This is a genomic window from Planktosalinus lacus (assembly GCF_014640155.1).
In the GTDB taxonomy this organism is placed as follows: Bacteria; Bacteroidota; Bacteroidia; order Flavobacteriales; family Flavobacteriaceae; genus Planktosalinus; species Planktosalinus lacus.
In genome coordinates this window covers 149280-168934 of the sequence record NZ_BMGK01000006.1, presented here as the reverse complement: position 1 = coordinate 168934, position 19655 = coordinate 149280, and the positions used below count along the sequence as shown (strand labels likewise).

13 protein-coding genes are annotated in these 19655 nt (G+C 36.9%); 7 read left to right on the top strand and 6 right to left on the bottom strand.

Translation table 11 applies throughout. The features are described 5' to 3' along the window. The first annotated feature begins 69 nt into the window (after window positions 1-69). A complete protein-coding gene (locus IEV69_RS08770; RefSeq protein ID WP_188441574.1) occupies window positions 70-2904 on the top strand; it encodes a M16 family metallopeptidase in 2835 nt (944 codons plus the stop codon). 11 nt (window positions 2905-2915) lie between these two features. On the opposite strand, the gene IEV69_RS08765 is transcribed toward IEV69_RS08770, so the two are convergent. Next, complete coding sequence (locus IEV69_RS08765; RefSeq protein ID WP_188441572.1) at window positions 2916-3539, bottom strand: M15 family metallopeptidase; 624 nt, start codon at window positions 3537-3539, stop codon at window positions 2916-2918. A 97-nt stretch (window positions 3540-3636) separates the two neighbouring features. Between IEV69_RS08765 and IEV69_RS08760 the strand changes: the two genes are divergently transcribed. Continuing rightward, window positions 3637-4362, top strand: coding sequence for an SDR family oxidoreductase (locus tag IEV69_RS08760; protein WP_188441570.1), 726 nt, complete (start codon window positions 3637-3639; stop codon window positions 4360-4362). Window positions 4363-4903: 541 nt separating this feature from the next. Here the strand turns inward: IEV69_RS08760 and IEV69_RS08755 are convergent. Continuing rightward, on the bottom strand, window positions 4904-5521 hold the full coding sequence (locus IEV69_RS08755) for a short-chain dehydrogenase (RefSeq protein ID WP_188441569.1): 618 nt from the start codon (window positions 5519-5521) through the stop codon (window positions 4904-4906). Between the two features lie 186 nt (window positions 5522-5707). Here IEV69_RS08755 and IEV69_RS08750 point away from each other — a divergent pair, with 186 nt between their 5' ends. Continuing rightward, window positions 5708-7219, top strand: coding sequence for a DEAD/DEAH box helicase (locus tag IEV69_RS08750; RefSeq protein ID WP_188441567.1), 1512 nt, complete (start codon window positions 5708-5710; stop codon window positions 7217-7219). A gap of 2 nt (window positions 7220-7221) precedes the next feature. Here the strand turns inward: IEV69_RS08750 and IEV69_RS08745 are convergent, their stop codons facing one another. The 3 genes from IEV69_RS08745 to IEV69_RS08735 form a co-directional block, all read right to left on the bottom strand. Further along, on the bottom strand, window positions 7222-9504 hold the full coding sequence (locus IEV69_RS08745) for a transglycosylase domain-containing protein (protein WP_188441565.1): 2283 nt from the start codon (window positions 9502-9504) through the stop codon (window positions 7222-7224). 116 nt (window positions 9505-9620) lie between these two features. Further along, complete coding sequence (locus IEV69_RS08740) at window positions 9621-11171, bottom strand: M20/M25/M40 family metallo-hydrolase (protein ID WP_188441563.1); 1551 nt, start codon at window positions 11169-11171, stop codon at window positions 9621-9623. A 164-nt stretch (window positions 11172-11335) separates the two neighbouring features. Then, a complete protein-coding gene (locus IEV69_RS08735; protein ID WP_188441561.1) occupies window positions 11336-11764 on the bottom strand; it encodes an FKBP-type peptidyl-prolyl cis-trans isomerase in 429 nt (142 codons plus the stop codon). Window positions 11765-11953: 189 nt separating this feature from the next. On the opposite strand from IEV69_RS08735, the gene IEV69_RS08730 reads away from it, so the two are divergent. The 3 genes from IEV69_RS08730 (at window position 11954) to IEV69_RS08720 (ending at window position 13495) form a co-directional block, all read left to right on the top strand. Next, on the top strand, window positions 11954-12373 hold the full coding sequence (locus IEV69_RS08730) for a CBS domain-containing protein (RefSeq protein WP_188441559.1): 420 nt from the start codon (window positions 11954-11956) through the stop codon (window positions 12371-12373). 35 nt (window positions 12374-12408) lie between these two features. Beyond that, a complete protein-coding gene (locus IEV69_RS08725; RefSeq protein ID WP_188441557.1) occupies window positions 12409-13185 on the top strand; it encodes a pirin family protein in 777 nt (258 codons plus the stop codon). Between the two features lie 79 nt (window positions 13186-13264). Further along, window positions 13265-13495 carry a cytochrome c oxidase subunit II gene (locus IEV69_RS08720; RefSeq protein WP_188441555.1) on the top strand — a complete coding sequence of 77 codons (231 nt, stop codon included), beginning with the start codon at window positions 13265-13267 and terminating at the stop codon, window positions 13493-13495. A 52-nt stretch (window positions 13496-13547) separates the two neighbouring features. Here the strand turns inward: IEV69_RS08720 and IEV69_RS08715 are convergent, their stop codons facing one another. After that, complete coding sequence (locus IEV69_RS08715) at window positions 13548-14390, bottom strand: OmpA/MotB family protein (RefSeq protein ID WP_188441553.1); 843 nt, start codon at window positions 14388-14390, stop codon at window positions 13548-13550. A 231-nt stretch (window positions 14391-14621) separates the two neighbouring features. On the opposite strand from IEV69_RS08715, the gene IEV69_RS08710 reads away from it, so the two are divergent. After that, window positions 14622-19652 carry a translocation/assembly module TamB domain-containing protein gene (locus tag IEV69_RS08710; protein WP_188441551.1) on the top strand — a complete coding sequence of 1677 codons (5031 nt, stop codon included), beginning with the start codon at window positions 14622-14624 and terminating at the stop codon, window positions 19650-19652. The last annotated feature ends 3 nt before the right edge of the window (window positions 19653-19655 follow it).

Below are 19655 nucleotides of genomic sequence, written 5' to 3'. Positions count from 1 at the left end.
TCATTTTTTTAACTTTTAGAGCATTTTAACTTTTGTATATTAGCTGGATTTTCAAACAAAACCAACATTATGAAATTATTAAAATACCTCTTTATGTCCGGCTGTATGCTTTTTATGTATTCTTGTAATAAAACCACCACTACTGATGAAGATAAAGGAGAGGAGTTTACTTTGGAATATGAAAAATTTACACTGGATAACGGCTTGGAAGTAATCCTTCATGTTGATAAAAGTGATCCCATTGTCGCTGTTGCAACCGTAATGCACGTTGGCTCAAACCGCGAGAAACCCGGTAAAACAGGTTTTGCCCACTTTTTTGAACACATGGCCTTTAACGATTCTGAAAATGTTCCTGTAGGTGCCAACAGAAAAATGGTGCCTGAATGGGGCGGAAGCCGAAATGGTGGAACATGGAATGATGGAACCATCTATTATGAAGTGGTTCCAAAAGATGCTTTTGAAAAAATCCTTTGGATAGATTCAGATCGTTTTGGATATATGATTAACACGGTTACCGAAGCTGCATTAGAAAGGGAAAAACAAGTGGTAAAAAATGAAAAGCGCCAGCGCGTAGATAACGCACCCTATGGATATACTGATGAAATAATCCGTTCAAATCTATACCCTGCAGACCACCCATACAACTGGACGGTCATAGGTTCATTGCCTGATTTGCAGGCGGCAACTTTAGATGATGTTAAAGAATTTTACAACCAATACTATGGTGCTGCAAATGCAACTTTGGTAATTGCCGGTGATATTGATGTTGAAGAAACCAAAAAACTTGTTGAAAAATGGTTTGGCGAAATCCCTCGCGGGCCTGAAGTGGAACAAATGGAACCTATGCCTGTCAGCCTTGAAACTACAAAGGCACTCTCCTTTGAAGACAATTTTGCAAAACTTCCTGAGTTACGTATGGTTTTTCCAACCGTTGAGGAATTTCATAAAGACCAGCAAGCGCTGGAAGTATTGGGGCAGCTTCTTAGCGGAAGCAAAAAATCACACCTCTATAAATCCATCGTTGAAGATAAAAAATTAGCACCCAATGTTTCAAGCTATCAAAGCAGCAATGAACTTGCGGGTGAATTTGTGATTCGTGTAAGGGCAAATGAGGGTGTTGACCTTAATGAAGTCAAAATAACCCTGGATGATGCTTTCGCAAAATTTGAAACAGAAGGCTTCACGGACACTGAACTACAGCGCATCAAGGCCGAACTCGAAACCCAATTGTATTATGGTGTTTCTACCATTTTAAACAAAGCCTTTCAACTGGCACAGGATAACGAATTTGGAGGTGACCCCGCTTATGTCACCAAAAGGGCTAAACTCACTCAGGCGGTTACAAGAGAAGACGTGATGCGGGTCTACAATACATACATCCAGGATAAAAATTATATTATGACCAGTGTGTTTCCTAAAGGCTCATCTAATTTGGCTGTAGCGGGCAGTGAACCTGCTACCGTATGGGAAGAAGAAGTCACGGCTATGAACGCCTCTGAAGAAGTGGGGCAGGGGGAAGAAGCAGTTTATAACAAAACACCTAGCAAGCATGACCGTTCTGAGCCACCTTTCGGTGAAACGCCACTTTTTAAAATGCCAACTGTCTGGACAAATGAACTTTCAAACGGTATGTCAATTCTGGGGATTGAAGATTATGAATTGCCTTTGGTTGCTTTTGAAATTTCAATAAAAGGCGGTCAACTACTTGACACCCCCGAAAAAGCAGGTATAGCCTCTTTTACCGCTCGCATGCTCAATGAAGGAACCGCCACAAAAACAGCAGCAGAACTTGAAGAAGCAATAGGTTTGTTAGGTGCAAATATCAATGTGCGTAGTAGTCTGGAAGAAATTACAATTTCCGGAGCAAGTTTGGCGAGAAACTTTGAAGAAACCCTGAAACTTGTGGAAGAAATGCTTTTAAGTCCGCGATGGGATGAAAAAGATTTTGAAAAAATAAAGCAGGAAATTTTAACTTCCATAAAAGGAAGAGAAGCCAATCCAAATGCAGTAGCCTCACTTAGTTTTGATAAACTCATTTATGGTAAAGAGCATATTTTTAGTTTACCAACCAATGGTACAGAAGAAAGTGTAACCGGAATAACGCTTGATGATTTAAAACAATTTTATACAAATCTCTCACCACGATTGACAACCTTTCACGTTGTTGGTGCAGTAGATACAGACAAAGTAACCAGTGCTTTATCAGATTTGGAAAAAAACTGGAATGGAGAAGAAATAGTTATCCCTAACTATAAAGCCATCGAAGAAGCCACTCCGGGAACGCTTTATTTTATAGACGTTCCCAATTCAAAACAATCTGTGCTTTATATTGGAAAACAAGCCCTCTCTGCAGCTGATGAAGATGCTGTCAAGCTAAACTATGCCAATGAGATTTTAGGAGGTGGATCCAGCGGTATGCTCTTCCAAACTCTTCGTATTGAAAAAGGTTATACCTATGGGGCATATTCTTTTATTCCCAATAGAAGTGAAGTAGCACCTTTTATTTTAAATACTAGCGTCAGGTCAAATGCAACTTTACCATCCCTTGAAATAGTTAGGGAAATGCTATTGAATTATGGACCCAACTTTACTGAAGAAGATGTAGCCCTTACCCAAAATAAATTGATTAAACAAAACACTCGTGCTTATGAGTCATTGGGTGCAAAGCTGAATATTTTGAAAGACATCAGCAAGTTTGATAAATCGTTTACTTATATTGAAGAAGAACAGCGAGTGCTTCAGAATATGGATTTGTCAGATTTTAAAGGGATGGTTGATAAATACATTCAGGAAGAGGAGATGATTTATATTGTAGTTGGTGACAAAGCAACACAATTTAACGAGGTTAAAAAACTTGGCAAACCCATTGTTGAGCTTGATATTTATGGCAATGTCATAAAGTAAATAATAAAAATCTATTTACAAGAAAGCGGTGCATCCATCACAGGGGCACCGCTTTTGTTTTTATAATTGAAATGCCACCATTCAGACTGTATGGTTGCAAAACTAAAGTATAACATTCCTTCTTGTAACACCTTTCTATTTGCAAGCACTTCTTCGGGTAAATTAAAGTTATCAATATGTGCCGCTTTGCCAAAAAAATCATAATCGGTTCCCATAGCAACGGGTTCTCCTTCGAGAGTTGCCAATGTTACATCAACCGCAGCTCCACGGTTATGCACAGAACCTACTGCAGGATCGGCTACATAAATTGGATTAGGTACTTTTTCCCACATTTGCTTTTGAACAGATAACGGCCTGTAACAATCAAAAAATTTAAGAGCATAACCCCGATCACAAAAGTAATAGCTTGCATTTATTACAGCTTCGGCAACTTCAGGGAGTAAAAGGCATTTAGCACAGTCGTATAGTGGCTCTTTTAAAAAATTATTTGCGGTAGCGTAACGAATGTCCAGATAAAACATGGATGAAAGTTCGGTAATATCAACAAGTGGATTTTCTGTTTGATTTTTGGAAATTGAAAAACCTGAAAATAATAGTAATAAACAGAAAGTAAGCAACAATATCCTAAACTTCATTTGATTATTTTTTTTAAAAAGCTTTACATTGAAAATATTGTAAAGGGAAACTTTTTTCCATAATTTAGAGGAATAAATAACTAAAACATTTAAAGATATGCAATTTATTGAAGGCAAAGTAGCATTAGTTACCGGAGGCAGTAAAGGAATTGGTTTTGGTATCGCTGAAGCATTACTTTGGCAGGGAATAGATGTTGCCATTACCAGCAGAACAAAAAATACTGCTGTTGAAGCAGCCAAAAAATTAAATAAACTATGCAAAGGAAAAGCTAAAGCAATTGGGCTTCAAGCCGATGTAAAAAACTACAAACAACAGGAAAAAGTAGTCGCTCAAGTTCTGGAAAAATTTGAAAAATTGGATATTCTGGTTGCAAATGCAGGCTTAGGCCATTTTGCTCCCGTGGATCAATTAACAATTGAGCAATGGCAAGAAACTATTGACACCAATTTAACAGGAGTTTTTTACAGTGTGAAAGCAGCAGTAGAAGCCCTCAAAAAGTCAAAAGGTTACATTATTACAATATCCAGTCTGGCAGGTACCAATTTCTTTGAAAATGGAGCTGCTTACAATGCTAGTAAATTTGGCGTGACAGGTTTCTCCCAAGCCATTATGCTCGACTTACGAAAGTATGAAGTTAAAGTAACGACCATTATGCCGGGCTCTGTAGCGACTTATTTTAACAATCACACTCCGGATGGTAACGATGATTGGAAAATTCAAAAAGAAGACTTGGGGTCAATGGTAGTTGATTTATTAAGAATGCACCCGCGAACGCTTCCCAGCAAAATAGAAGTAAGGCCATCTTTACCCCCTTCAAAATAAATAAATAAGCCGGTGTAATTTCTACACCGGCTATAAGATTTTTGAAGGCTAATTCAAAATCCTTATAAAGTTGGTTACTTTTTTTTCTTAATAGCTAAACCTTCTTTTGCTATTCCAAACATCTCTCTTATTGTTAAAGTCTAACACAATTCGTTTATTGGTTAAGAGACTGTTTCTTTTTTCACTAACTGACTCGAAAATTCTTTTAATTGTTCTCATGGCTATTTGATTTTAATTGATTGATGAATATTTTTAGTTTGATTATTAATTAATAACCAAATCGTCTTCTACTGTTCCAAACGTCTCTTTTTTGATTTAAACTTAATAAACCACGTCTGTTCATTTGCTGATCTTCTTTTTTCTCACTAACTGAGCTAAACATTCTTTTTACCGTTGTCATAATTAATTGATTTAATTGATTGATTTACTATATAGACGACGGATTAATTGTTTTGTTACAGTACTTTGCTATACAAAGTAGTATTTAACAAATAATTAACTATAAGTGCTTGTAAACTAAGTAAAAGTGGATAGGTAGTAATTAGCTTACTATATTAAATATTGCAAGTGCATATAGATAAAAGCGAAGAAAACGCAACAATCCAAACAGCAGTAAACTATTTAAAGGGTATTTAATAATTCCGGCCGCCATTGTGGTAATAGAAAATGGAATAGGTAGTAAAGCTCCAACAACAATCAGAAATCCACCCCATTTTCGGGTATTCCGAATGTGCTTAGCCATTTTAATTTCAAGGTAATCGTGGATGGAAGGTATTTTTGTAATTGCTTTTCCGATATAAAATGAAACTACTCCGCCAGCATAAGACAACAATGCTAATAAAGACAAATGAAGTACCGGTGTTGCAGATTTACTTGACCAGGCAATAAAGAGTTCGGGTGGAATAAGTCCTAAAACAGATTCTGAAATAAAAAAAACAGTAAAAACCCCAAACGCAGGAAAAGTTTCAGTAATCTTGTTTAATAAAACATTGACATCTATTACAAAAAAGTGAATAGCAAATAGTCCTCCAATGAAAAGTAATATCAAAGGAATGGCTTTTAAAAGACTACTTCCCAAAAAACCATAAAATCCGGTATAGCTGTAGTACTGATGCAACAGCTGTAGACGTGTTTTCTTTCTAGGTTTGTTCCTGGACATTGGGTACCTTAATTTTCTGCAAATCTAATCTATTACTACTTAAATTAAAAGAAAGGAAAAGTTATTCTTCCCTTAAAATTTTGTTATTAATCCGCTTGAAAAGATTTACGTTAACACACTTTTAGGGATATTTTATGGAATAACCTAATAAAGGTCTTATTTTTGTAAAAATGGACTCAAAACAATATGATTGAAGTTAAGGAACAAGAAAGTTTAATAGATAGAGAATTATATACTTACCAGAAAAATGCTATTGAAGCAATTTTTAAACGATTCAAAGACTTTCCAGAAAGCTATAACATATTATACCAACTTCCCACCGGAGGGGGAAAAACTGTCATCTTTTCAGAAATTGCAAAACGTTATATAAATGAAGCAGGCAAAAAGGTGCTAATACTCACACATAGAATTGAACTTAGCAAGCAAACTTCAAAAACCTTAACGGAAATTGGTGTACAAAACATGATTATTAACAGCTCTGTCAAAGAAATTCCCGACGAAGATGACTACCAATGTTATGTTGCAATGGTAGAAACACTTAATAACCGTTTAAAGGAAGATCAACTTTCTATTCATAATATCGGTTTGGTCATCGTTGATGAAGCTCATTACAATTCATTTCGAAAACTTTTTAAGTACTTCAAAAAATGTGATATTCTTGGTGTAACAGCAACACCACTGAGCTCCAACATAAAACTACCAATGAAAGATACTTACAATGAATTGATTGTAGGTCATTCAATTTCTGAGCTCATCGAAAAGGGGTTTTTGGCCAAAGCAACAACCTATAATTACAATGTGGGCTTAGGGGCTTTACGGATTGGAATCAACGGAGATTATACTGTTAAATCCTCAGAAGTGGTTTACATCGATTATGCAATGCAAGAAAAATTGATTTATGCTTATGAAGAGCGAGCAAAAGATAAAAAAACACTCATTTTCAATAATGGTATAAATACCTCTCGATATGTTTATGAATCCTTTAAACGTGCAGGTTATGATAATATCAGGCATCTTGATAACAAACATAATGATTCAGAACGTAAAGAAATTATTGATTGGTTTAGAGAGACGCCCAATGCAATTATCACCTCTGTAGGTATTTTAACAACAGGTTTTGATGTACCCGATATTGAAGCTATTATCTTAAACCGGGCAACACGTTCACTTACTTTATATCACCAAATGATTGGACGCGGCTCACGTATCACTGATACAAAAAAGGAATTTACAGTAGTGGACATGGGTAACAATGTTGCTCGCTTTGGCTTGTGGGATGAAAAAGTAGACTGGAACAGTGTCTTCAAAAACCCTGACTATTTCCTTGAAAACCTAATTCCTGACGAAGAAATTGAACGGAATTTCTCTTACGAAATGCCAAAAGAAATCAGGCAGAAATTCAAACATTCAAAAGAAGTTGATTTTGACGTAGAATCCGCCTATGAAAAAGCAAAGAATTTGGGTCAAAAACCTAAAGTTGCACTTGATCAGGCAATAGAACAACACGCACAAATGTGTCTGGAAAATAGTGAAGACGCTTATGAAGCAATGAAACTGGCTCTTTTGTTGGAAGATGCTATCTCGTTTAGGGTCCAAAAATATGCCTATTGCCTGAGTAAAAGCACTGATAACTACCGCGACTGGCTTACAGAAGACTACAAAAGAAGTTTGCGCTCTATTTTAAGAAAAAGTATGTAGTCTTAATTACTATCTTTACGTTTAAAGATAGAAAACAAACCTCCTTTTTTCTTCTTTTCTTTAAATTCTTTAGGTTTATCAGGGTTTGTGAAAAGACGTTTAAAAAAACCATCTCGTTTTGTATCCTCACATTCTGATTGAGCTTGTAAATGTTCCGGTAGACTTTCAAAACGAGCATTTGTGATATTTCGATAGTTTCCGTCGCGGTTTATGCTTTGATAAAATTGGGCAAACATAGGTAAGGCTGCATTGGCACCTTGTCCAAGAGAGGTGCTTCTAAAAGGAATGTTTAAATCATTTCCTACCCAAACCACAGTGGTTAATTTTGGCGTAAGTGCTACAAACCACGCATCTTTATTATCTTGAGTGGTTCCGGTTTTTCCTGCTATATCATTTTGTAAACCATAAGTGCTGCGGAGTCTTTTTGCAGTACCTGAATTCACAGTTGCCTCCATCATATCGATCATCAAATGACGGGTATCATCTGTAAAAGCCTTTTCTTCTGAATTGGAGGAATCAAAGGTTGCAATGGTTTTTCCTTCCTTGGTTTCAATTCTTGAAATAAAAATAGGTTCACTCACAAAGCCATCATTTGTATAAGCTGTGTATGCTTTTACAATTTCTAAAACCGATAGCTCTGCAGTTCCCAATGCCAGTGAAGGTACTTTGGGAAGGGGAGAAGAGATTCCCATTTTTTCAGCTTGTGCTATTACATTTTCAATTCCGGTTTCCATATGCAATTGCACTGCAATTGTATTCACTGAATTACTCAACGCATACTTCAATGAATAGTTTAGGTAAGGGTCTTCATCGTCTGAAGATGTTGTATTTTGGGGAGTATAACCACCTTCATAAGTAATGGTCTCTTTTGAAAAATAAGAACACGCATCTATACCGTTTTCTAAAGCTGCTGTATAAACGATTGGTTTAAAAACAGATCCTACCTGACGTTTGCTTTGAGTGACGTGATCATATTGAAAGGCATTATAATCAATTCCACCAATCCAGGTTTTTATTGCACCAGTAGCAGGCTCTATAGAAATCATACCGGTATTAAGAAACTTCATATAGTGTTGAATACTGTCTATTACACTTGCCTGCATTTTTACAATAGAATCATGTGTATAAAACTCTTTGGTCGTTTTAAGATTCAAAGAGTCCATGATTTGATTAACTGTAAATCCTTTCTTTAATAGTTTTTTATAGACAGGTAGTTTTTTTACTTGTGCTTGGATCAAACTTTTATTTTTAATCCAGGGAGCCTGGTTGCCCCAAGAGTTTTCAAATGATTGTTGTAGTTTACTTATATGCAATAACATGGCTTCTTCTGCATATTGTTGCATTTTGAAATCGAGGGTGGTATGAATGATTAAACCATCGTTATATAAGTTATAAGGTTTCCCATTTTCATCCCGTAAAGTATCTAAAATTGCTGAAACTTTTTTTCTGACCGTTTCACGAAAATAAGTTGCAACTCCACGATTGTGATTAAAATATTGATAATCCAGTTGCAAACTGTCCATTTGGGCATTTGTGGCGAGCTCCGGGTGTAAATATTTATAAGTTACCATCTGAGAAAGCACTAAATTTCTTCTTTGTTTACTGCGTTTAGGGTACAAACGCGGATTAAAATAATTGGAGGCTTTAAGTGTGCCGACGAGTGTTGCAGCTTCAGCCAGGGTTAAATCAGTTGTCGACTTATTGAAAAACTTATTAGAGGCACTTTCTACCCCATATGTATTGTCACTAAATGGAACTGTATTGAAATATAGTTCAATAATTTCTTCCTTACTGTAAATGTCTTCAATCCTCCTTGCAATAATTGATTCTCTAAGCTTTGTGACTACAATTCCTATTTTGTTTATATCATTTCTTCCGTAAAGGTTTTTAGCGAGTTGTTGAGTGATCGTACTTCCACCGCCAGAAGAAGCATCCTGTAATAGAATTGTTTTAAAAAACACCCTGAACAAACTCTGACCATCTATTCCATTATGCTCATAAAAGCGAGCGTCTTCGGTAGCAACCAAGGCATCCACAAGATGTTTTGGAAGTTCATCAAAAGGAATAGATTGTCTGTCAAAAAGAAAATACTTTCCTAAAAGTTCTCCTCCAGATGCCAACACTTGTGAGGCCTCACTTTGGTTAATTTCAGAAAGTTGCTTTTTTGTTGGAACAGGGCCCCATAATCCAAACAATACGCTTAAATAAAAAAGTAAAAGCGTCAAGAGAATTGCAGCTGAAAAAAATGTAGTTTTTTTAAGAAGTTTCCTTTTTGAAATTGCCAATTGGTTTTGTTTTAGTTTAAAACGTTATTCAAAAAATGCTATTACTTTTTTAAAGATAATTTAACTAAAAAAGCCTTCCCGAATCAACAGGAAGGCTTTTTTAGAAAAGAAGTTGTTTAATCTAAACCGCCTTTGCGGTTTGCATCTCTTGGGGTTGGCCACTCCATTTGATTACCACTCCATCTGCTAATAGGCAAAACTGCTTGTTCTCTGGATGTTTTCTGAGGATCTTCGCTAGCCAAATAGGTCATAATGGCTATCAATGCTACATTGTTTTTTACATCGTCAAATACTATTTTATCATAGGTGTCTAAATTGGTGTGCCATGTGTAGTTCCAGTAAGACCAGTTTAGCGAACTCATCATAAAAGCAGGGGCTCCTGCAGCAACAAATGAAGAGTGATCTGATCCACCACCTGATGGTGTTCCGGGAAATGTGGTTTCAATTTCAGATTTATACTCTTCGGGAACCTCATGTAGCCAGCGACCTAAAAAGTCATAGGAATGTAGAAACCCTTGACCGTTAATACTTACTACACGGCCTGTACCATTGTCTTGGTTAAATACTACCTGAATGTTGTCTACAATAGCAGGGTTGTCCTCTACAAATGCTCTCGAGCCATTTAACCCTTGCTCTTCACCTCCCCATAAACCAACAATAATACTCCTTTTTGGGTTGGGGTAAAGTTTTTTAAGGATGCGGGCAATTTCCATCATAGTAACGGTTCCGGTGGCATTATCAGTAGCACCGCTACCGCCGTCCCAGGAGTCAAAATGAGCAGATAAGACAATGTATTCTTCAGGTTTTTCAGTTCCTTTGATGGTTGCAATGGTATTAAGCGTGGGTACTTCACCCAACTCTTTGGATTCAGCCAGTAATCTAATTTGCGGTTTTTTACCGTTTTCAGCCAAACGGTAAAGAAGTCCGTAGTCTTCAAGTAAAATATCTATTGTTGGAATGGTTTTAGTGCGTGAACCAAAAATCTTATTTGCCCCAAACCCTCTTGACCATTGAGATTGAATTATTCCAGCAGCTCCTGCTTTTTCAAGAGCAGCATCGAGTGTGCGGGATGAATATCCTGAATTTCTAATGTTGCTGTTCCAGGTATCTATTTGTGCTGAGCGTTCTTCTTTCATTTTTTCAAAAGAAGCTTCAGTAGCAAATTCTTCCCAGTTATAATCAGGTCTTCCGGTTTTTTGTGGCATAGATACTAATACAAACTTTCCTTTAACTTTGGAAAGCCAGCTTGCAAAGCTAGAGGAATCGGCAATTGTGGTTGGCAAGGTAATGACTTCGGCAGTAATTCCTTTTTTGGGAGTAGGGGCACTCCATGCCAGTTGCATACCGGCAAGAGTTTTAACTCTAGGAGAAATTAAATCAATATGTGTAATACCTCTTTCCCAGCCACGCCAGGTTCCGTATTCTTGATTTTCTGCAGGGATTCCCCAGGAACTGAATTTTGAAACTGCCCATTGATGTGCTTTTTCCATTTGAGGAGTTCCCACGAGCCTTGGTCCAATTTCATCCGTAAGTTCAAAAGCAAGTTGTTCAACTTGTGAATTTTGTTTAATCTCTTCAATAATTGAATTAATAACCGTTTCCTTTTCTTGTGCAAAAAGGGTGCTTCCAACAATTAAAAAGGAGAGAAGTAATGTAGTTTTTTTCATTAGTAAAATAATTTAAATTATAAATCAATAACACTTAAAAAGTATTATACACCCACAATGGGTTCTCAAATATAAAAAAATCCAAAGGAGTTCTGCTTGTTAATATAAACCCAATAAAAAAGCCCGAATGAATCGGGCTTACTATTGTATTTAAACTTAGGTAATTATTTAATTTCTAATAATTCAACTTCAAAGGTTAAATCTTTACCAGCAAGCGGATGATTTGCGTCAACCACTATTGTATCGTCTTTTATTTCGTGTAAAATCAATTGTCTTTCAGAACCATCAGGAGCTTTAGAAACTAGTCCCATCCCAACTTCAAGTTGCATTTCTTCAGGGAGTTTATCTTTCTCAACCTCGTGGAATAATTCCTCACGAACCTCGCCATAGGCTTCGGTATGTGGAATGTTGATCGTTTTTTTCTCGTTTAATTTCATATTGAGGACGCCTTGCTCAAAACCGGGAATTAGTTGCCCTTGACCTATAGTAAACTCCAAAGGGTCACGTTGCAATGAACTGTCAAAAATTTGACCGTTTTCCAATTTTCCCGTGTAGTGCACTCGCACAGTGTCATTCTCTTTTACTTGACTCATACTCTTTATTTTATGATTTAATTATATGATTTCTGCGAAACTAAAGGTTTCTGTTTACAACACAAAATCAATATCTAAAAGATTGCTTTCATTAATAAAAGTTTAACATTAAAATACTTACTGATATTTGTCATTCTATATCTAAGAATTATCGTATATTTTTAGGAGATAAAATTAAAATCCTGAATGATGAAAAAGAATGTCCCTGTTTCGACAATTATGACTAAAAACGTAATTAAACTCAACTTAAAAGATGAGCTCACAAAAGCTGAAACTTTGTTCAAAAAACACAACATCAGACACATCCCGGTTGTTAGTGGGGGTAAAATAATAGGAATGCTTAGTTACTCAGATTTGCTTCGCATTTCGTTTGCAGATGCCGTATATGAAGATGAAGAAATAGACTCTGTAGTTTATGACATGTTTGACATCAGCCAGGTGATGACCAAAAACATCGTGTCTATAACTGAAAATACTACCATTAAAGAAACCGCCGAAATCCTTGCGTCAAAAGAATTTCACGCTTTACCGGTCGTAAAAGATGAACAATTAGTAGGCATAGTTACCACAACCGATTTAATAAAATATTTACTGAACCAATACAATTAAATCAGGAATCCATAACTTTGTTTAAAAGCAAAGCTATGTCAAATATTGATTTAATTATTGAAGAAAGAAGCAGGGATATAGGTGACTTCTTAGTAGGAAGGTTGCTTCCGTTTCGAAAGAAAAGAATGGTAGGGCCTTTTATTTTTATTGATCATATGGGTCCCACAAAGTTGGGATCTGAACAAATCATCAAGTCTGGTGCTGTGAACTGGATGGTAGCCGGAAAAGGTGTCACTCATACTGAGCGTAAACCTTCAGCTTTGAGAAATAAAAATAAATTTATTGCCCACGGATATCAAATATGGGTGGCACTACCAAAAAAATTTGAGGATTGTGAACCTGAATTTCATCATTTTGATGTAGAACAATTACCAAAATGGAGGGAGGGAAGCGCCACCTTCAAGTTGATAGCCGGAGAAGGTTATGGTAAAAAATCTCCTGTACCTGTAAAATCTGAGCTTTTTATGATAGAAATTAAAACAGAAAAACAATTTGAATTGAATACCAAAAACAACCTTCAGGTCGAAATTGGAATATGTATTGTAGAAGGTGAAATTGAGGCTTGTGGTACATCAATCAAAAAAGGAAATATGATGGTTTCAAAAGTTGAGAACACCTGCAATGTCACTATCAAACCAAAAACACACCTTTTGCTTTTTGGAGGAAAACCATATGAAGAAGAACGTTTTATTTATTGGAATTTTGTTTCTTCTGATAAAAATAAACTTGAAAAAGCAAAAATTGACTGGAAAAACAACGCTTTCCTTAAAGTTCCTGGGGATACTACTTATGTGAAAATGCCAGAGTATTAAATTTCTGCTAAAAGAAAGCTCCCGTTTTTTAGTGACTTAAAAATTATGTATATTCAAAAGCCGAACTAAAACACAAAAAATGAAAATAAAACTAGTAATATTATCACTTCTAACCAGCTTAAGCATAGTTGCTCAACAACCCACGCATGTCCCAAGTCCACAAAACAATACTGCAATAGATTTAACCAATTGGGTTGACATTCTTATATTTATTGTATTACCAATTGCTCTTATTTTGATTTATTTTTTATGGAGAAGGCAACTCAAAAAAGAACAGAGAGAGGCAAGAAATAAAGAAAATAATAATTAAAAAAAGGGAATCGAATGGATTCCCTTTTTTACGTTTTGTCTTTTCCGTTTAATTAATTTTCTGCCATTGATTCGTTTGAATCCAACAGTGCAAAAAACTTATCCAAATCAGGAATGATTACGATGCGTGTGCGTCTATTTTTAGCCATATTTTCCATACTGTTGTTTTCAACTAAAGGAATGGAGCTTCCGCGACCGGCTGCAATCAACTTTTCAGGGGCAACATTGTATTTGTCCTCGAGTAGTCTTACAATAGAAGTGGCACGTTTCACACTTAAATCCCAATTATCTTCAACCACTGCGGTATTAATACTTCTTGGATCGGTATGACCTTCAACCATCACTTCCAGACTGGGTTCAGAGTTAATCACATCTGCTAGTTTTTGAAGTAAATCATTAGCCTTAGGACTTACACGATAACTGGCCGTATTAAAAAGCAATTTGTCTGAAATGGATATCATCACCACTGTCTTATCAATATCAATTTGAATATCGTCATTTTCTCCTTCTTTGGAAATTGATTTCATCAAATTATGTGATACAGCAATATTGATGGAATCCTCTAGTGATTTTGCGCCACTTAAAATTTCAGGGTCAACATTTTCCAATGTTTTCCGCATGTTTTCCTTTGTTTTTCTGTTCATCATAGCAACATCATTGAGCTCATATTTTTCTTCTGAGGTTTCTTTTAATGAGTTGATTTTAGCGTTGTAATCAGCAACACGTTGCTCTATCATTGCAAATTGTTTTTCAAGTTCTTCCTTTTCAATTGCAGTTTTTTGGAGTGTTGACTGGGTGTTAGAAAGTTGCTCTTCAAGTTCGACATACTTCTTTTTAGAGACACAAGAGGTAAGCACTCCTGCAACAATGATTGTTAATAATAATGTCTTTCTCATTTTAGTTTGTTTTTGGTTAAGATATACAATAGCCTTTTTTATGGCCATATTTTGTAATGTAACGAGGATAAAAAAAGCATCGTGCTTTATTGGCTTTTTTTTTGAGACAATTAACAAACCTTTATGCCAAATGTTGAAGTTTGAAAAAGTCTTTAACAAAAATTTGGTTTTTAAAACTTCCATATCATACAAGTTTACAATAAATTTGGAATAAGTACTTTTAAACAACAATTGGATAAAAAAGAAAAGAAGGTTAAAAAGAAAAAATGGAAGTTCCTTAAAATATTTGGAAAAATATTGTTAGGGCTTTTACTGTTGTTTATACTATTAGTACTTTTTATAAGAAGCCCATGGGGGCAAGGCATTATTGTTGACAAAGCCACCTCATACATTTCTGATAAAACCAACACAAAAGTTGAAATTGACAGGCTCTTTGTTACCTTTTCAGGAAATGTTTTCCTTGACGGGCTCTTTCTTGAGGATACTCAGGGCGATACACTCGTGTACTCAAAAAGTATGGAAGTAGATGTGCCTTTGTGGCCTATCATTCGCGGAAAGGGTATTTCCATTGATCAGGTCGACTGGACAGGCCTTAGGGCCAATATAATAAGACGAGACTCTGTTCAAGGGTTTAATTATCAGTTTTTGATAGATGCTCTGGCGGCCACTGATACCACTGCAACCACAACAACTGAAGAACCATCACAAACAGAATTTACTATCGGGGATGTCAACTTTAACGACTTTGACCTTGTTTTCAAAGACGATATCACGGGCATTGACAGCAGGTTAAAACTGGGGTTGCTTGAGCTTGAGGTAGATGAAATGGATTTGGAAAGCCTTCGTTTCCATGTAAATGACCTGAATATTGAAAATACAGACATTCAATACACACAAAACAAACCTTTTCCGGAGTCTGAAGATAGTGAGGAAAGCCCGTTACCCTATATAATTGTTGAAAATTTGCAACTTAAAAACATTACTGCAAATTACAATGCTGCTCCAGATGGTTTCGTCGTGAGTGGTAAAATCGGAAAATTCATTCTTGAACTTCCCAAAGCAGACCTCGCCGAACAAATAATTGACATTACTCAAATTTCCCTGGCCGATACAGATGTTTTATTGGAAATTACCACGTCAGGAGCTGACACGAAGCCTTCAAAAGATCCCACAAGCCCCGGTGAATTTAAATGGCCAGACTGGATTATTAATGTTGATGAGATTGCTTTTGAGAATAACAATATGCGTTACTTGGTAAATGGAACAAAGCCTCAGCAAGGCACTTTAAATCCCAATGCACTTGTAGTGGATAATTTCTTTTTTATTGCTGAAGATCTGTATTTACAGGACGAATCTATCGGCATTCAATTAAAAGACTTCCAGTTTGAAGAGGCGTCAGGTTTACAATTGAAAGACTTTGCTTTTGATGGAATCTTTACAGAACAAAATTTGGATATCTCTCAGCTCAATTTACACCTGAATGAAAATTTAATAAACGGAAATATCTCATTGCAATATGCCTCGGTGAATGATTTCATAAACAACCCGGAAGCCTCCCGGATCAAAACAAACCTCAGTACTTTTGAACTCTCTTTAAACGAACTCTTTCGGTTTCAACCGGAATTAAAAAACAACGAATACCTGCTGGCACTTAGCAGGAAAAAAGTAACCGGAAGCCTTCGGGCGAACGGTACTTTAGCATCTCTGGAAATACCTGAGAGCAATTTCAACTGGGGCAATACAACTTCTGTAAATGCCCGGGGAATCCTGTATAACCCGATAAATGTTGATTCTCTCAGACTGGATTTTCCTGTGTTTAATGTGAAAACGGTAAGGGAAGATGCGATGGCCTTTTTGAATGAAGATTCTCTGGGCATCAGGATTCCCAAAACCATTTCGCTGAAAAGCAATTTAAAGGGAGCACTGGATAATATCAGTGCAGAAGCTGTTGTGCAAACACCTGACGGCCAAATTGATATCACTGGAAACTATTTGAACAGGGAAACCATTGCCTATGATGCCAATGTGGAAGTAAAAAAACTGCAATTGGGCAAAATCCTTAAAAATGAAAAATTCGGGGAACTCAACCTTACTTTAAAATCTTCGGGACAAGGTTCAGACATCAACAATCTTGATGCCGTGTTTGATGCTACAATTAGCAGTTTTCAACTAAATGACTATGCTATCGAAGATTTGTTGCTTAGCGGCAAAATGGAAGATGGAGAGGGAACATTAACGTCAGAATACCGCGATGATAATCTTGACCTCTCACTTTATTCGGTGGTGCAACTAGATTCTGTTTCCCCGGGTTTTGCTGTGAAGCTTGATTTAAAAGGTGCAAATTTTCAGGCACTGGGTTTGACAGAAAGGAATATTCGGGGTGCATTTATCTTAAAAGCCGACTTTTTAGGCAATACCGAAACGTTTACGTTTACAGCAGAAGTTGAGGATGGCATTGCGGTTTATGACAATCAATCTTATCTGTTGGGCAACCTTGAAGTAGATGCTTTTGCAAACCCTGATACCACATCGCTTGACATTACAAATAAAATGGTGGATGTTACCTTGCGTTCCAACGCAGACCCAGCTGAATTTAGTAAAGCTTTACAGCGCCATTTTGAAAGATATTTTTCTGAAGAATTTCAAATAAGTGATACAGAAAATGATACCATTATAAACCCAGTGAATCTTGAATTAAAGGCAAAAATCAGTCAGGCACCCATCATCAGGGATGTATTTTTGTCCAGTCTTGAGGAAATGGATACCATTGATATTCAGGTTGATTTTAATGAATCCAAACGTGAGCTTACTGCCAATGTTTTGTTGCCCTACGTAAACTATAATGGCAATGAAGTTGACAGTCTGGCTTTGGGGCTTCAGTCTGATGCTGAAAATTTTGATGTTAATTTTAGTTTCAGGAATATTGTTGCAGGGCCTCTGGATATTAAAAGAACGTCACTGGAAGCCTCAATTGAAAACCAAATACTCAATTTAGATTTTAATTCTTATTTTGATGAGGAGAGGATTGTCCACTTCAATGCTGATGTTACGCGAAAAAATGATACCATCCGTTTACAGATAGACCCTGCGGAGTTTATTATAAACAAAAAAGAATGGAGTATTCCTGAAAGGAATGAAATTATTTATGCTGAAAACTTCCTCGAATTTATCGATTTCAATATTCGCAGGAATGGCCAGGAATTTACATTGAGCAGTTCACGGCCAGAAATGGAGAAGGAACACATTGCTGTTACCTTTGAAAACTTTCGCCTAGCTGATTTTCTCGATTATTTCAACCCCGAAAACTCACTTGCACAGGGACGACTTAATGGTAATGTAATTCTAGAAGACCCTTTTGGCAGTTTAGGACTCATAGCTGATATGAAAATTAACGAATTCAACGTGATAGACGTGCCTATGGGTACGCTAAGTCTGGATGCTCGGGAAAGCTCAGCAGGGATTTATGATTTCAATTTGGCTGTAAAAGGAGGGGAGGTAGATTTAGACCTTACCGGCGATTATGAAGCCGATGAAGTGGCTGCAAAACTCAATCTTGATTTGGTCTTGAACGAAGTTAAAATTAGTGCTATTGAGGGTTTTTCTGATGGTGAAATCACAAATGCAGAGGGATCTTTTTCAGGTGATATACAAGTGAGCGGAACCACAGCAGAACCAAAGTATGAGGGAAATATCACCTTTGATGATTCGGGTTTTACAGTAGCAACACTCAATGCCGGCTTCAGGCTAAACAAGGAGAGTATACGCATTGACAATGAAGGGCTCTATCTGAATCAGTTTCAAATTGAAGATGAAAACGGGAATGATTTTGTGGTTGACGGAAGCATTCTAACGGAAACATTTACAAACCCTGAATTCGATTTGCAGTTCGATGCTCAAAACTTCCGTTTGCTGAATTCCACACGCGATGACAATGACCTTTTTTACGGTACAGCGGTCGTTGATATAAAGGCGACCCTTAAGGGCAACTTAAACCTGCCCAAACTAGACGCAACACTCAATGTAAAAGAGGAAACCGATGTAACCTATATTATGCAGGAATCTGAACTGGCCATTGAAGAACGTGAAGGAGTAGTGATCTTTGTCAACAGGGAAGACCCTGATAACATACTTACCCAAACTCAGGACGAATCTTATGCCATTACCGGTTTTGATGTAAACGCTGTGATTTCGATCAATGAAAACGCCATTTTTAATGTGGTGATTGATGAACAAACGGGTGATAATTTTCAAATCGGTGGGGAAGGAGACTTAACATTTACTATAAACCCTAATGGCAGAACGAACCTTTCAGGTCGCTACACACTCAATAAAGGCCATTTTGAAATTAATTTATACAACCTGGTCAAAAGGCGCTTTGAGATAGCAGATGGCAGCACTGTTATATGGGCTGGAGACCCGTTTGATGCGTTGCTGGATATCAGGGCTATTTATCGTGTAGAGGCTACAGCTTCGTCATTAATGGCACCGTCATCAGGTAGTTTTGATGCGGGAATGAACAATCGCTTCCGGCAGCAACTACCTTTTTTAGTCTATCTTAATATTGATGGAGAACTTATGCAACCGGTCTTGACTTTTGACCTCGATATGCCTGAAGATGAACAAGGTGCTATTGGTGGTCAGGTGTATGGCCGTGTACAACAAATAAACCAGCAAGAAGAAGAACTCAACAAGCAGGTGTTTTCACTTTTGGTATTAAACCGATTCTTTCCAGAATCGGGTAGCGATGGAAGCCAGGGAGGTGCCATGTCTATTGCAAGAAACAATATAAATCAGGCGCTTTCTGAACGCATGAACAAGTTTTCAGACCAACTGCTGGGAAGCACCGGGGTTGAACTGGATTTTGGCCTTGATAGTTTTACCGATTATGGTGAAGAAGGGTCGCAAGAACGCACACAACTGGATATTACCGCAAGGAAACGTCTGTTTAACGACCGGGTGATTGTGAGTGTGGGTAGCGAGGTTGATATTCAGGGAAGCAATCAAAACCCTGACGAACGAAGTCCGGTAATCGGAAATGTGAGTGTTGAATATTTACTTACTGAAAATGGGCGGTTCCGCTTGAAGGGTTTTAGGAGAAATCAATTTGAAAATGTGATTGACGGGCAATTGATTGTAAGTGGTATAGCGCTAATATTCACCCGAGAGTTTGATAAATTCGCTGAACTTTTCACAAAAGCTGCTGATGAACAGCAACTTAACCCACCTCAAAAAGAAGAGGAGGAGCCCAATGAAGAAAATTAGAAT